Origin of the sequence: Pseudoclavibacter sp. CFCC 11306, from assembly GCF_008831235.1 — a bacterium.
Classification (GTDB): Bacteria; Actinomycetota; Actinomycetes; order Actinomycetales; family Microbacteriaceae; genus Pseudoclavibacter_A.
The window spans coordinates 447,170-460,783 of the sequence record NZ_WBKF01000001.1 but is presented as its reverse complement, the minus strand read 5'-3'; the positions used below and the strand labels follow the sequence as shown (position 1 = coordinate 460,783).

General features: G+C 65.4%; 14 protein-coding genes, 1 tRNA gene and 1 pseudogene. 11 read left to right on the top strand and 5 right to left on the bottom strand.

From position 1 onward, the window contains the following. Nucleotides 1-2: 2 nt before the first annotated feature. The 7 genes from dusB to F8O09_RS02030 all read left to right on the top strand — a co-directional run bounded on the left by dusB (nucleotide 3) and on the right by F8O09_RS02030 (nucleotide 8,227). Nucleotides 3-1,271 (top strand): tRNA dihydrouridine synthase DusB, encoded by a 1,269-nt coding sequence (gene dusB, locus F8O09_RS02060; RefSeq protein ID WP_158053766.1) that lies wholly within the window; start codon nucleotides 3-5, stop codon nucleotides 1,269-1,271. Nucleotides 1,272-1,275: 4 nt separating this feature from the next. Beyond that, on the top strand, nucleotides 1,276-2,601 hold the full coding sequence (locus F8O09_RS02055; RefSeq protein WP_158053765.1) for a deoxyguanosinetriphosphate triphosphohydrolase: 1,326 nt from the start codon (nucleotides 1,276-1,278) through the stop codon (nucleotides 2,599-2,601). 84 nt (nucleotides 2,602-2,685) lie between these two features. Continuing rightward, entirely contained in the window at nucleotides 2,686-4,632 is a 1,947-nt protein-coding gene (gene dnaG, locus F8O09_RS02050; protein WP_158053764.1) for a DNA primase, read from the top strand. 43 nt (nucleotides 4,633-4,675) lie between these two features. Then, the gene (locus F8O09_RS02045; protein ID WP_158053763.1) at nucleotides 4,676-5,605 is read left to right on the top strand and encodes an NAD(P)-dependent oxidoreductase; all 930 of its coding nucleotides are present in this window, start codon (nucleotides 4,676-4,678) and stop codon (nucleotides 5,603-5,605) included. 28 nt (nucleotides 5,606-5,633) lie between these two features. Further along, nucleotides 5,634-6,929 (top strand): alpha-hydroxy acid oxidase, encoded by a 1,296-nt coding sequence (locus F8O09_RS02040; RefSeq protein WP_158053762.1) that lies wholly within the window; start codon nucleotides 5,634-5,636, stop codon nucleotides 6,927-6,929. Nucleotides 6,930-6,995: 66 nt separating this feature from the next. Next, nucleotides 6,996-7,454, top strand: coding sequence for a GNAT family N-acetyltransferase (locus F8O09_RS02035; RefSeq protein ID WP_158031245.1), 459 nt, complete (start codon nucleotides 6,996-6,998; stop codon nucleotides 7,452-7,454). A 152-nt stretch (nucleotides 7,455-7,606) separates the two neighbouring features. Continuing rightward, entirely contained in the window at nucleotides 7,607-8,227 is a 621-nt protein-coding gene (locus F8O09_RS02030; RefSeq protein WP_158053761.1) for a TetR/AcrR family transcriptional regulator, read from the top strand. A gap of 27 nt (nucleotides 8,228-8,254) precedes the next feature. Here the strand turns inward: F8O09_RS02030 and F8O09_RS02025 are convergent, their stop codons facing one another. Next, nucleotides 8,255-8,857: a GNAT family N-acetyltransferase gene (locus F8O09_RS02025; protein WP_158053760.1), complete on the bottom strand. Its 603-nt coding sequence runs from the start codon at nucleotides 8,855-8,857 to the stop codon at nucleotides 8,255-8,257. Nucleotides 8,858-8,937: 80 nt separating this feature from the next. On the opposite strand from F8O09_RS02025, the gene nrdI reads away from it, so the two are divergent. Next, nucleotides 8,938-9,366, top strand: coding sequence for a class Ib ribonucleoside-diphosphate reductase assembly flavoprotein NrdI (gene nrdI, locus F8O09_RS02020; RefSeq protein WP_158031248.1), 429 nt, complete (start codon nucleotides 8,938-8,940; stop codon nucleotides 9,364-9,366). Nucleotides 9,367-9,446: 80 nt separating this feature from the next. Here the strand turns inward: nrdI and F8O09_RS02015 are convergent. Further along, nucleotides 9,447-9,519: transfer RNA gene (locus F8O09_RS02015), tRNA-Asn, on the bottom strand. A gap of 158 nt (nucleotides 9,520-9,677) precedes the next feature. Next, nucleotides 9,678-9,923 (bottom strand): hypothetical protein, encoded by a 246-nt coding sequence (locus F8O09_RS02010; protein ID WP_158031249.1) that lies wholly within the window; start codon nucleotides 9,921-9,923, stop codon nucleotides 9,678-9,680. A gap of 157 nt (nucleotides 9,924-10,080) precedes the next feature. On the opposite strand from F8O09_RS02010, the pseudogene F8O09_RS02005 reads away from it, so the two are divergent. Next, nucleotides 10,081-10,164, top strand: a pseudogene (locus F8O09_RS02005). A 142-nt stretch (nucleotides 10,165-10,306) separates the two neighbouring features. On the opposite strand, the gene def reads toward F8O09_RS02005, so the two are convergent. Next, nucleotides 10,307-10,873 (bottom strand): peptide deformylase, encoded by a 567-nt coding sequence (gene def / locus F8O09_RS02000; protein ID WP_158053759.1) that lies wholly within the window; start codon nucleotides 10,871-10,873, stop codon nucleotides 10,307-10,309. A 111-nt stretch (nucleotides 10,874-10,984) separates the two neighbouring features. Between def and F8O09_RS01995 the strand changes: the two genes are divergently transcribed. Further along, entirely contained in the window at nucleotides 10,985-11,908 is a 924-nt protein-coding gene (locus tag F8O09_RS01995) for a DMT family transporter (RefSeq protein WP_158031251.1), read from the top strand. Between the two features lie 21 nt (nucleotides 11,909-11,929). Further along, nucleotides 11,930-12,805 (top strand): SGNH/GDSL hydrolase family protein, encoded by an 876-nt coding sequence (locus tag F8O09_RS01990; protein WP_158053758.1) that lies wholly within the window; start codon nucleotides 11,930-11,932, stop codon nucleotides 12,803-12,805. Here the strand turns inward: F8O09_RS01990 and F8O09_RS01985 are convergent. Then, nucleotides 12,795-13,529: a hypothetical protein gene (locus F8O09_RS01985; protein ID WP_158053757.1), complete on the bottom strand. Its 735-nt coding sequence runs from the start codon at nucleotides 13,527-13,529 to the stop codon at nucleotides 12,795-12,797. The genes F8O09_RS01990 and F8O09_RS01985 overlap by 11 nt on opposite strands. Between the last annotated feature and the right edge of the window lie 85 nt (nucleotides 13,530-13,614).

Below are 13,614 nucleotides of genomic sequence, written 5' to 3'. Positions count from 1 at the left end.
GCATGACAGAACATCTCACCGCTTCGGCCGATGCCCGACCTGCGACGCAGACGCGCGCAGAACGGCGGAACGACGCCGCATCCTCACCAGCAGACGTGCCTTCGGCCACTCGGGGCCTGCAGATCGGCCGCCTGCACGTCGACACCCCGGTCGAGCTCGCACCGATGGCCGGCATCACGAACCGAGCGTTTCGGCATCTTGCCCGCGACTATGGCGGCGGCATCTACGTCTGCGAAATGATCACGACGCGTGCCCTCGTCGAGCGCAACGCCGAGACGATGCGCCTGATCACGTTCGACGACGATGAGTCGCCGCGATCGGTGCAGCTCTACGGCGTCGATCCGAAGACCGTGGGCGAGGCGGTGCGCATGATCGTGGCCGAAGACCTCGCCGATCACATCGATCTCAACTTCGGCTGCCCAGTGCCAAAGGTGACCCGCAAAGGCGGGGGAGCGGCTCTGCCCTGGAAGCACGACCTTTTCGCCTCGATCGTGCAGACCGCGGTGCGCAGTGCGGGCGATCTGCCGGTGACGGTCAAGATGCGCAAAGGCATCGACAACGATCACATGACTTTCGAGTGGGCCGCGAAGGCAGCCCGTGACGCCGGTGTCGCAGCGGTGGCGCTGCACGGGCGCACGGCGGCCGAGCACTACTCTGGGCATGCCGACTGGTCGGCGATCGCCCGGCTGCGCGAGATGCTTCCCGACGTGACGGTTCTGGGCAACGGCGATATTTGGTCGGCCGAGGATGCGATCCGCATGGTGCGTGAGACCGGCGTCGACGGCGTGGTCGTCGGTCGCGGCTGCCTGGGACGACCTTGGCTGTTCCAAGACCTGGAGCGGGCGTTCGCCGCGTATGCGGCCGACCCGACGAGGCCGAGCTACGAGTATCAGCCTGCGCAGCCGAATCTGCGAGAGGTCGGGCAGGCCCTGCTGCGGCATGCGCGTCTACTGGGCGATTTCTTCGACGACGAGATGCACGCCTGCCGCGACATCCGCAAGCACGTCGCCTGGTACTTCAAGGGGTATCCGGTCGGCGGCGAGCTGCGCCAGCGCATGGCGCTGGTCGAGACGTTCGGCGAGCTCGAAGACCTGGTGGGGCAGCTCGACGCAAGCGTGCGCTATCCGGGCAAAGACGCCGAGGGGCCGCGTGGTCGCGCCGGTCGCCCGAAGCGTCCGCACCTGCCCGAGCACTGGCTTGAGTCGAACCTGCTCGACGCCGAGCAGTCGTCCTGCCTGCTCGAGGCCGAACTCGACGTGAGCGGCGGCTGATCGCATGAGCGAATGTGAGAGCGGGGCGCGCGACAGTCGTGCGGCTGCCACGGTGGCGGTCACATCTTCGGGGCGCTTGAAGCGGGCAAAGTACTCCAGGGCCGACCGGGAGCGCTGGTACCCAGAGACGCACACGAACCGCCGCGGCGACTTCGAACGCGACCGCGGTCGAATGATCCATTCCTCGGCTCTGCGCCGGCTGTCGGCCAAAACCGGTGTGTTCTCACCGACCGCGGGCCTCGACTTCGTGCGCAACCGACTGACGCACTCGCTCGAGGTCGCCCAGGTGGGTCGCGAACTCGGCAAGTCGCTCGGGCTGAACCCCAATCTGGTCGACAGCGCCTGCCTCGCCCACGACTTCGGCCATCCGCCGTTCGGACACAACGGTGAGATGGCCCTGGCCGAGTGGTCAGTGCGCTTCGGCGGCTTCGAGGGCAACGCGCAGACGCTGCGGCTGCTCACCCGCCTTGAGACCAAGCGCATGGTCGACGGAGTCAGCTACGGGCTCAACCTGACGCGTGCCACGCTTGACGCCACCGCGAAGTATCCCTGGGGCGTCGAAGAGGGTGTGCGCCGCGCCGACGAGACCGGGGGCCCGCTGAAGTACGGCGTCTACGCCGACGATCTGCCGGTCTTCGAATGGCTGCGAGCCGGGGCGCCCGCAGGGCGGCGGTGCATCGAGGCGCAGGTCATGGATCTCAGCGACGACATCGCCTACTCGGTGCATGACTTCGAAGACGGCATCGTCGAGCGGTATGTCGACCCCGAGATCATCAACGACCCGCAGCATCTCGACGAAGTGCTGCGCGGCGCGATGATCTGGACGGGCACACGGCACTCGCCAGACGAGCTGGCCGCTGCGCTGCATCGTCTGCAGCGGCTGCCGCTTTGGCTCTGGAACTGGAGTGAGAGCCGCGAGCATCTCGCCCAGCTCAAAGATCTCACCAGCGAGCTGATCGGCCGATTCTGCCGATCAGTCACTGAGGCCACCCGTGACGCACATCCAGTCGGCAGCCTGATCCGGTACCGCGCCGACGTCGAGCTGCCGGCCGCGACCTCAGCCGAGATCACACTGCTGAAAGGCATCGTGGGCATGTTCATCATGGCCTCTGACAGCCTGCAGCCGTATTACGAGCGGCAGCGCTCGATGCTGGCGGCGCTGCTCGACGCGCTGTGGTCGACCGGGGACGCACATCTCGAGCCCGCCTTCCGCGAGCTGTGGCGAGCGGCACCAGATGACGACGGGCGTCGGCGTGTCGTCGTCGATCAGGTGGCGATGCTGACCGATCTTTCGGCCGAGCACTGGTACGCACGTTTCGTCGAGGGATAGCCGCGCCTCGTCGACGCACCAGCGAGAAAGGTCGCGTCGAGCCACACGGGAGCGGACCAGCGCCGAGGATCTAGACTGGTGGGCATGGCCGGACGGATTGCACGACGCGACATCGACGAGATTCGCTCGCGCATCGACATCTCTGAGGTCATCGGCCAGTATGTGACGCTGAAGTCGGCCGGCATCGGCTCTCTGAAAGGTCTCTGCCCGTTTCACGACGAGCGTTCGCCCTCATTCCACGTGCGCCCCCAGCTCGGCTACTATCACTGCTTCGGATGCGGCGAAGGCGGCGACGTCTTCACGTTTCTGCAGAAGATGGATCACGTCACCTTCACTGAGGCGGTCGAGCAGCTCGCCGATCGGCTGGCCTACGAGCTGCACTACGAAGACGGCGGCCCCGATCTGCAGGCTCGCGGCCGTCGTGCCCGCATTCTCGAGGCCAACGAGGCTGCGCGCAGCTGGTTCGCCCAACAGCTGAACAGCCCCGAGGCGAAGGTCGCCCGCGCCGAGCTGCTGCGCCGTGACTTCGACTCCCACGCAGCCCACGAGTTTCACATGGGCTATGCGCCCAAAGGTTGGAACGGCCTGCGCGACCACCTGCAGCAGCGCGGATTCACCAATGACGAGCTGATCGCCGCCGGGCTCGTCTCACAGGGCCAGCGCGGCATCTACGATCGGTTTCGCGGTCGACTGATGTGGCCGATCATCGACCTCACCGGCCGCACGATCGGGTTCGGTGCCCGCAGACTCTATGACGACGACCAAGGACCGAAATACCTCAACACGCCCGAGACCGACGTCTATCACAAGGCAAAGGTGCTCTACGGTCTCGACCTCGCCAAACGCGCCATCGCGAAGAAGCGTCAGGTGGTCGTGGTCGAGGGATACACCGACGTGATGGCCTGCCATCTGGCCGGCGTCGACACCGCCGTCGCCACCTGCGGAACCGCCTTCGGCCCCGGGCACATCGAGGTCATCCGACGGGTGCTCGCCGACGATGCCTCCAAGCCGGCCGAGGTGATCTTCACCTTCGACCCCGATGAGGCGGGGCAGAAGGCCGCTCTGCGCGCGTTCGCCGAAGAGCAGCGCTTCGTCGCGCAGACCTACGTGGCCATCGCACCCGACGGCCTTGACCCCTCAGATCTGCGCATGAGCCGGGGCGATCAGGCTGTGCGAAGCATGATCACGGCGAAGACCCCGCTTTTCGAGTTCGCCATGCGCCAGGTGATCAAGCGCTTCGATCTGAACACTGTCGAAGGGCAGGTGCAGGCGCTGCAGCAGGCCGCTCCGATCGTCGCCAGTCTGCGCAACCGGGCGCTGCAGCCCGGCTATGCCCGCGTGCTCGCCGGATTGGTCGGGGCAGACCCCGACGAGGCCCTGCGCGCGGTGCGAGCAGCCGAACGCGATCGGTCGCGGCGTTCGACGGCTTCGCCTGACGTGCCTGAGGCGCCTGCGGTGAGCGCGCAGCAGGTGGGGTCGGGCTTCGTCAGAGCCGGTGATGCCGAGCAGCGGTCGGATGCCGTGGTCGCGCCCGCCCCCGCTGTGCCGGTGCACCGAGCCGATCTGCCGATGGGCTCGCAGCATGCCAGACGCGAGGTGCAGCTCGCCGAGGCTCTTCTGCAGGTGCCCGAGCTGTGCCCGCCCGATCTGCGCAGCCGAGTCGAACAGCTGCCGGTCAACGAACCCCGCCTGCGTCAGCTGCTCGAAGTGCTGTTCTCGGTGCCGAACTACGCCGAGCAGAAGAACCGCGTCGAGACGGTCGGCGAGCGCGTCGCGCCCGAGCTGCAGTCGTTGGTCGGCGAACTGGCGATGATCCAGCTGCCGGTGAGCACCGGTGCCGAGGCGGCCGCCTATGCACGCGAGGTGCTGACCCGGTACCTGCTTGACCGACTCGACCAGCGCATCCGCGAGATGCTCGGTAGACTCTCGCGAGGAGCGGCCGTCGCTCCGCCAGACCAGGTGCGCAACGTGCAGCGCATGCTCGTCGACCTCGAGCAGGAGCGCAGAGACCTGCAGGAGTCGATCGCCTGACTCTGCGACCCATGCGATTCAGTCATCACACAAAGGAGTTCCCATGACGATCACCGTTCTTCCCGAGGCTCAGGCCCCGTTCGTCAAGGCCGTCGCCGCAGGCGGCGTCGAGGCGCAGCCGCTCAGCGCCGAGACCGAGGGTGTGGTCTGGCTCGATCCGAAGGGCGCCTCGCAGCTCGCTGAGGTGCTCGACGCCAACCCGCAGGTACGCTGGGTGCAGCTGCCCTTCGCCGGCGTCGACGCGTTCACCGACGTCTTCACGAGACACAGCTCGATCACGTTCACCTCTGCCAAGGGAGCCTACGACGAGCCGGTCGCCGAGCACGCTCTGGCTCTCACTCTCGCTGCGCTGCGTGACTTCGGCCCCTACTCACGGCGCACCAGCTGGAGCGATCAGGCCGGCCGCTCTCTCTACGACCTGCGGGTGGCGGTCGTCGGTGCCGGCGGCATCGGTCGTGAGATTGTGCGTCTGCTGCAGCCGTTCCGCGCGAAGATCACGGTCGTGCGACGTCGTCAGCAGCCTGTCGAAGGAGCTGAGCGCGTCGTCGACGACCAGACGTTCCGCAGTCTGGTGGCAGAGTTCGATGTGATCATCCTCGCTGCGGCACTGACGGCCGGGACCAAGCACCTGCTCGGTGCCGAAGAGTTCAAGGCGCTGCCGAACGACGCGGTCGTCGTGAACATCGCACGCGGCCCGCAGATCGACACCGATGCGCTGGCCGAGGCCATCGCCCGGGGCGAGATCGCGGGCGCAGGCGTCGACGTGACCGACCCCGAGCCTCTGCCCGACGGTCATCCGCTGTGGACGGCGGGCAACGTGATCATCACACCGCACACGGCGAACACCTGGGCGATGGCGCAGAAGCCGCTGTCAGCTCGAATCAGCCACAACGTGCGCGCATTCCTCGGTGAGAGCGACGGCGGCAGCGCCGTCGAGTTCGCCGGTGTGGTCGACAAACAGGCCGGCTACTGAACCACGACGAGAAGAGATCAGCAAGACAATGACGAAGCGTCGATTCCCAGACCCCAAAGAGTTCAGCCAGTTTCTGCGGCTGAAGCCGTTCGAGCCCAACGGCAAGAAGCGCCGACTCGACAAGGCTGCCGACCTCTGGGACATCCGGCTCATCGCGAAACGTCGCACTCCCAAGGTGGCCTTCGACTACACCGACGGTGCGGCCGAGAGCGAGATCAGCCTGCGGCGGGCACGACAGGCCTACCGCGACATCGTCTTTCACCCCTCGGTGCTGCGTGACATCGCAGAGATCGACACCAGCACCGAGGTGCTCGGCGCCAGTGCCGCCATGCCGCTCGGCATCTGCCCGACCGGCTTCGTGCGCATGATGAATCATGAGGGCGAAGTCGCTGCTGGGCAGGCGGCACGCGACGCAGGCATTCCGTTCAGCCTCTCGTGCATGGGCACCACCTCGATCGACACACTCGCCCAGAGCACGCCAGGCGGTCGCAACTGGTTCCAGCTCTACCTCTGGAAAGAGCGCGACCGGTCGCTGAAGCTGATCGAGCAGGCGCAGCAGGCAGGCGTCGATACGCTGATCGTGACGGTCGACACCGCTGTGGCCGGCGCCCGCCTTCGCGATGTGCGCAATGGCATGACCATTCCGCCGAGGCTCACTGGCAAGACGTTCATGAACGGTGCCGTTCGCCCATGGTGGTGGTTCAATTTCTTGACGACCGAGCCGCTCAGATTCGCGGCGCTGGATTCGTGGCAGGGCACGGTCGGCGAGCTGGCCAACCAGATGTTCGACCCGACCGTCTCGTTCGACGACGTCGACTGGCTTCGCGAGCAGTGGAAGGGCAACCTGATCGTCAAAGGCATTCAGAATGTGGATGACGCCAAGCGGGTGCGCGACCACGGCGCCGACGGCGTCTGGCTGTCGAACCACGGCGGGCGACAGCTCGACCGAGCGCCGGTGCCGCTGCACCTGCTGCCAGAGGTGCGTGCGCAGCTGGGCGACGACTACACCATTCTCATCGACACCGGCATCATGAACGGTGCCGACATCGTCGCCGCCGTGGCCAATGGTGCCGACATGGCGATGATTGGGCGCGCCTACCTCTATGGGCTGATGGCTGCGGGCAAAGAAGGCGTCGCCAAGGTGCTTGAACTGCTGCGAGGCGAGTACACGCGCACCCTGCAGCTGCTCGGCGTCAACAGCACGGCTGATCTGACCCCGGATCATGTCGAGCTGCTGCAGCGGCTGACCCCGTTGGCACGGCCTCATGCCGCAGCAGGGCAGCTGTCGACCGCCCGCTCAGGCCGGAAGACACGACACAGCTGAGGCAGCAGCCGTCATGCAGACGTATATGCTGAGGTCTTCTCGGGCAGGGTGCCATATGATGCTGCCATGAGCACACTGAGACTTGAAGAACTGAACGCGAAATACATCATCGCTGCCAACGCGCTCTCGCTGAAGCCAGGCCAGGCGCAGTACATCGCTCCCGTCTCGTACTCAGCTGCGGTCTCGGTGGTGAACCCCGACACCGCGTGGCAGCGCGTTGTGGTCGATGACGAGACCGACGAGGTCGTCGGCTTCATCCACGGCAGCTTCGACCCGCACGCTGATCGCGACGAGTTCAGCGCGGCTCTCTGGCGCATCCACGTAGACGCCCGGGGGCAGGGCAGGGGCATCGGGCGGTTCGCCGTCGAGGCCTTGGCCGACGAGGCTCGGACACGCGGCTTTGGGGCGCTCTATGTGATCTACGAACCCGGGGAAGACGGCCCCGGACCGTTCTTCGAGCACGTCGGCTTCATGACCATCGGCGAGACCCCCTATGGCGAGTCCGTGGGGCGCATGTCACTGTGACACCCTGCTCAGTCTGAACAATCGCATGCGGGTGCCACGTCAGACGATGATTATGCGATACACTGTGCAACGGGGGAACCAATGGGGGGACCGTTCGTCTCGGGTCTTCGGGCCCGAGACGAACCGTATCGGACGTCTCATCTAGGAGCCCCTTGACTGATCCCCGTCTCACGTCAGCACGCGAGGGTTCCCGTCGGCCTCTTGACGAAGGCGTTTCTCAGGCGATCATCGATTCCGTCGTCGACCTCACGCTCGCCCACGGGCTGCGTGAGGTGACGATCTCATCGGTCGTGACCGCGGCGAAGACCACGAGACCTGCGTTCTACCGTCGCTTCAAGAGCCTCGACGAGATGCTGCTGTTCGTCGTCAACTCACGCACCACTTCGTTCGACGCATCAGACCGCGGAAGTCTCGAAGAAGATCTGTACGCCGTCCAGCTCGTCTCCGTGGAACGGCTGAACGACCGATTTCTTCGTGCGGTGCTGCCGTATCTGGCGTATCGCGGCATGTCAGACGGTTCTTCTTTGCGCCTGTTGAACAGGGATTTCATCGGTCCCTTTCGTGGCGCGGTCAGGTCTGCGCTCGAACGTGCAGTCGATCGTGGAGAGATCAGCCAGATGCCGGATCTGAGCGAGGTCTGCAATGTGCTCTCTGGAATGCTCGTGCCCGACGCACTCTGCTCGGAAGGCTCACGAGACCTCACAGAGCGAGACGCCCGCCGTTCGGCACAGGTCGCCGCGTTGGCTGCGAGGCTCGGGCCGTCAGACGGCTGAGTGCCAGCCTGGGCCTGAGACGGTCGCTCAGCGATGGTCTCGGCGGATGCTCTTCGTCATATAACGACCGGTGCGAGTGCCGTCGTGCGAGATCGGAACCGGCAGCAGCTGATCAGTGCCGGGCGCCAGGATGGGCAGAGTCACGTTCTGAGTGTCGTGCCCGGTGAACCCGAGCGCGGCGAAGAACCCCTCGGATGCCTCTTGACAGACCTCTTCGGCGAATGCGTAGACCCCCGCGATGCTGGGATGCAGAGACGAAATCGCCAGGGCAGCCTCGATCAGAGCCCGGCCGACGCCGGTTCCACGCTGCTCGGGAATGACGGCGAGCTGGGGGAGCAGCGCCCACTGCGAGACGAACGAACGCGCGATACGTGGGTCCAGCCCATTTGCGATGATCATGTAGACCTCGGTGTCTGCCCGGAGCACACAGGCGCCCAAGAGGGTTCCGTCATCGTCGCGTGCGGCGAGCACCGTCTCATCGACTCCTCCGAGGGATCGAACCAGTGCGGCCGTCTGCGCATCGGGTTCGTCAGGAAACAGCGGCATCGTCGTCTGGAGCTCTGCCTGGAGCAGAGCGCGGCAGGCGGCACGATCGTCAGCGCTGCGTGCGCGTTTCACCGAGAAGGACATGACCAGCAGTCTACTGAGCGATTCGGCAGCTCGCCGGCAGGGAACCGATCGGCGCTGAGGCAAGAGGCATGATGGAGAGCATGAGAGAGACGCCGATCTACTATTACTCGTCAGCCAGTGGCCTGGTGCGACGCTTCGCCGGGCATCTGAACAGAGACGTGCGCGACCTCTCAGATCACGACGTGCGCAACAGCGTCACCGACGGCCCCTGGGTGCTGCTGACGCCCTCGTACAAAGCTGGCAACGGGGCCAATGACACCCTGCCGAAGGCTGTGCTGAGGTTTCTGGCCTCGCCGCAGAACCGACGACACATGGTGGGTGTCATCGGATCGGGAAACCGTAACTTCGGCGAACACTACCAGGCAGCCGCACGACAGATCGCACAGCGCTCGGGCCGGCCGATGCTCTTCGAGTTCGAACTCTCGGGCACACAGGAAGACGTGGCACGGTGCCGGGAGATTCTCGCCGAGCTGGACGAGAGGCTGGATGAGAGACATCGACTGGTGTGAGCCTGAACCGGCAGGAAACCTGAATCGGAATGGAATGAAAAAAGCCCCCGCCAGGATGATTCGACCGGCTGGGGCTTTAGCTCCCCCGGTTGGACTCGAACCAACAACCCTTCGGTTAACAGCCGAATGCTCTGCCAATTGAGCTACAGGGGAATACCGCGTTGCAACTTCTCCATAATAGCAACTGGCCGACGTGGCGCAAAACCAAGGCGGTTCTGCCCGCCCCTGCGCGCAAGCTCGGGCGTGTCGTCAGACGCAGAACGCCCCCACCGATCAGGGCAGGGGCGTTCTCGGTCTGGCTGCCGAGAGAATCAGTCGTTCGAGAACCAGGTCGACACCTGCAGGGCGGTGAAGAACCCGGCGGTCATCATGAGCAGACCCAGCAGGTGCTCCCAGAGCCCGGCGTCGCCCTTCATCGGTGCGTTGCCGAGAACGAAGCCTCCGCCGATGAACAGGCCCAGCGATACGATGACGAGAATCAGCGAAGTGAATGTCAGGCCGTGGCTCGCGGCCTGAACCTTGCGGCCCTGTTCGTTCTTGGCGCTTGGCGCGTTCATAGTCTTGCTCCTCGATGCGTTGCGTGGTCGGCGCGTGGCGCGGAGTGCGACACGTCGTCGTCAGCAACCATCATCTCACGCAATACGCGCAGCGCCCATTCACACTCTGTCATCTTGGCCACCGTGAAATTGATCCGCCGTAGCATGGGCAAGTCAACGCGGTGTATCCAAGTGGACGAAGGAGGCGGTCTCATAGCCCGCCGCACGCCAGCCGTCGCAGGTTCGAATCCTGCCATCGCGTCTCTACCGAGTGTCGTGCTCTATGCGACTGGGTCGCGATTTGAGGAGATATCTTACCAACGGTTTGCATCTGAGCCGATGATCTACGTACTATTTCGTGTCTGCTGATCTCGCCTTCCCCCCTGTGAGGTCAGCAGACTTTTTTATGCCTCGACGTCGTCGACGCCCGGCGTCCACGACAGCCCCGGTCGGCCCCACTTCTGTTTGCGAATGATCTTGCGCGCGGCATATGCGTGAGGATCCTCTAAACGGTCGACGTAGAGAATGCCGTCGAGATGGTCGTACTCATGCTGAAAGATGCGAGCCAGCCACCCTTCAGCGTGTACCTCGTAGGGCTCTCCGTTCTCATCTTGGGCCTTCAGAATCGCCCGAGTCGCGCGTCGCGTCGGAAATCTCAGCCCAGGCACCGAGAGGCACCCCTCTGCGTCATCGTCGTCATCCAGCTCGTCAAGGGGGAGCGGAGTGATCCAGAGCTCCGGGTTGACCGCGACGCCTTTGTGCTCGATGCCCTCGTCATCGGTCCACCCGTAGACGAAGAGGCGCGCGTCCAGGCCGATCTGCGGTGCAGCGAGCCCCACGCCCGGTGCTTCGTACATGGTCTCGAACATGTCGTCGACCAACGTGTGCAGGTGGGCGTCGAAGGCGGTCACGGGCTGGGCGACGTGGTGCAGCACGGGTTCGCCCGTCACCACGATGGGAAGAATGGTCATGCCTCCATTATCCGTCGCCGTTGCAGGATCGGCCGACGCACCGTGCCTCAGAGCTGTCGCCTCGGCATCGACCGATACGATAGAGACACCGATCGAACAGGACGTGAATCCGTGGGCAACGCCATCGCCATCCTGATCGCAGCGCTCGGCGCCGTGATCATGTCCATCGGCACCCAAATGCAGAGCTCCGGCGTCGCCAAGACCGACAAAAGCATTGACGAGCAGGCGGGCACGGGCGGCTTCAGTCTCCGCGAGCTGCTGAATCTCTTTCGTTCGAAGCGCTGGGTGATCGGCACACTGCTGCTCGGGCTCTCTGTGGTCGTCCAGGTCACGGCGCTGAGCATGGCGCCGATCATGGTCGTTCAGCCGATCGGCATCATCGCGCTCGTGCTGACCACGTATCTCAACGCGCATCTGGCCAATCTGCACATCGGTCGCTCCGTGCTGACCGGCGTCGCCATGTGCATGGTCGGCATCGGTCTCTTCGTGATCATGGCCGCGACCATCGCGGTCGATCACCCCGTCACCGATCGTCGGCTCATCGAGGTGCTCCTGCTGCTCGCCTGCGTACTGGTCGTCTTCGCCATCGGCTTCGCGCTGTTCGGTCGCAGAATGCGTGCCGTCGTCTACATCATCGGCGCGGGCGTGCTCTTCGCCTTCGTCTCGACGCTGGCCAAGCTGCTGGTCGCGCGCGTGCGAGACGGCAACTTCGAATGGCTCACGCTCGTCACGGCCCTCGCCCTGGCCGTCACCGCGGCACTCGGGTCGTGGTTCGTGCAGAACGCCCATGCCTCGGGGCCGCCTGATCTGGTCATGGCCGGGCTCACCGTGATCGACCCGTTGGTGGCCGTGCTGATCGGCATGATCGTGCTCGAAGAGGCGACGAAGGCTCCCTTGTGGATGCTGGCCGCTTTCGTGATCACCGGTGCGATCGGGGTCGGCGGCGTGTTCGTCATCGCGCGCCATCATCCCCAGGTGCGCGGCCTCAAACGAGCTGAGGATCGCCTCAAGATCAGTCCTCCGCCGCACTCCTGAGACGGGAGTATCATCGTCGCTGTGCAAGGCAAATGGGTTCGCAGAACGATCGGGGCCGCCGCCATCGCGGCGACCGTCGCCGGTGCTCTCTTCCTGTCGACCTCGCCTGACGCAGCCGCCCGGCTCGCACCGGGTGCGGTGTCGACCGATGGCGCAAATGGTGACCACGCAGCGAGCCGCAGTGACGCCTCGAACGGCACAACGGCATCCACATCAGGGGCGCAGTCTGCGCCACCCCGGCTCGGCGCCGTCGGCGACCATGACGACCCGACTCAGCGTGCTGGCGCCGACATGCTGGTGATCGGTGACTCGTACACCTCTGGCGAGATGCTCGACGACCCGACCGAGCGATTCACCTCTCTCGTCGCCGAGCGCATGGGCTGGACAGAGAACAACGTGGCCTTGGGCGGCACCGGATACGTGACCGCCTGGGGAACTCCCGACGACCCGCGACCGGACTATCAAGACGTGCTCGACAGCCTGCCCGACCCCGCTGCCGATGTGGTCATGGTCACCGGTGGCGGCAACGACATCGGGGCGTGGGATGACTTCGGTGACCAGTACGACGCCGTGCTCAGCTTCTTCACCGATCTGCGCGACCGTTACCCGCAGGCCACGATCTATGTGGTCTCGCCGTTCTGGAACGCAGCCGACGAGCCGGACTCGCTGCCGCAGATTCGTGACGACGTGCGACGGGCCTCCGGTGAGATCCACGCGACCTATCTCGATGTCGGGCAGATCATGCAGGGGCATCCGGAGTGGATTCTCGCCGACGGCGACCACCCGAACGAGATCGGCAACGAGGTGATCGCCGACCGCCTGATCGAGCTGATCGACGCTGCGAGAGTCGGCCGTCACGACGCCGGCGATTCGACGTCTCAGGCGCTCAGAGACTGATCGCTGCGGTGAGCGAGCCGGGCGGCACCTCGGTGAAGCCGGCATCTTCGATGCGCACCGCCAGCGGACCGGTCGGAATGCCGGGCACCACGTTCACCGCGCAGCCGGCAGCGATCCAGGCCGCCGCCTCGACCGGGCACTCGTCGCCGAATATCTGCACCGCGTGCCCGAGCTGGGCGATGGTCTTACCGGTCGACATGTGCAGCGCGTCGTTGACGTGCACCGTGATCGCGTCGGGGTGAGGCGGGCGGCCCGTGGCATCCGCCTGCAGGCCGGCGACCTGCGCACTGCGCAGCACCGGCGGGTACTCGGACGGACGCAGGGGAGCGAACACCGCGACCGTTGCACTGCCCACGGTCACGGTGACGTGCGGCAGAGCGAGGGCGTCGATCTGCCGCCAGGCCCGGTTGCGGGCGCGTTTGACGATTTTGCGGATGCGATCGTCGGTCCAGGCACGTACGCGTGCGATGCACTCAGGGCGGGCATCGTGCAGCATCGCGGTGATCGCGCGAGCGACCGCGTCATAGAGATCTTCGGCACCGGCCTGCAGGCGGCCCTCGGGCGTCTTCGCGCCATTGACGACGATGACGAGCGCGAGCGGGTCGACCTCGTCATGGGGATGCGGCAGGCCCGGTACGTGCGACGTGGTCGCAGTGTTCGATGCGGGCGCGGTCGGTGCGCATGCACACCGGGGTGCGGTCAGGGGAGTCTCTGCAGTGCTCATCAACCACATGGTAGGCGTGCCCAGCCTGCTCATGTCGGAGGCACCGGATACAATCGAACATACATTCGAACGATCGGAGGTGTGG

Excerpts from the sequence above, each read along its gene's own strand:
- dusB (WP_158053766.1), top strand. The coding sequence starts at position 3 with ATGACAGAACATCTCACCGCTTCGGCCGATGCCCGACCTGCGACGCAG.
- F8O09_RS02055 (WP_158053765.1), top strand. The coding sequence starts at position 1,276 with ATGAGCGAATGTGAGAGCGGGGCGCGCGACAGTCGTGCGGCTGCCACG.
- dnaG (WP_158053764.1), top strand. The coding sequence starts at position 2,686 with ATGGCCGGACGGATTGCACGACGCGACATCGACGAGATTCGCTCGCGC.
- F8O09_RS02045 (WP_158053763.1), top strand. The coding sequence starts at position 4,676 with ATGACGATCACCGTTCTTCCCGAGGCTCAGGCCCCGTTCGTCAAGGCC.
- F8O09_RS02040 (WP_158053762.1), top strand. The coding sequence starts at position 5,634 with ATGACGAAGCGTCGATTCCCAGACCCCAAAGAGTTCAGCCAGTTTCTG.
- F8O09_RS02035 (WP_158031245.1), top strand. The coding sequence starts at position 6,996 with ATGAGCACACTGAGACTTGAAGAACTGAACGCGAAATACATCATCGCT.
- F8O09_RS02025 (WP_158053760.1), bottom strand. The coding sequence starts at position 8,857 with ATGTCCTTCTCGGTGAAACGCGCACGCAGCGCTGACGATCGTGCCGCC.
- nrdI (WP_158031248.1), top strand. The coding sequence starts at position 8,938 with ATGAGAGAGACGCCGATCTACTATTACTCGTCAGCCAGTGGCCTGGTG.
- F8O09_RS02010 (WP_158031249.1), bottom strand. The coding sequence starts at position 9,923 with ATGAACGCGCCAAGCGCCAAGAACGAACAGGGCCGCAAGGTTCAGGCC.
- def (WP_158053759.1), bottom strand. The coding sequence starts at position 10,873 with ATGACCATTCTTCCCATCGTGGTGACGGGCGAACCCGTGCTGCACCAC.
- F8O09_RS01985 (WP_158053757.1), bottom strand. The coding sequence starts at position 13,529 with ATGAGCACTGCAGAGACTCCCCTGACCGCACCCCGGTGTGCATGCGCA.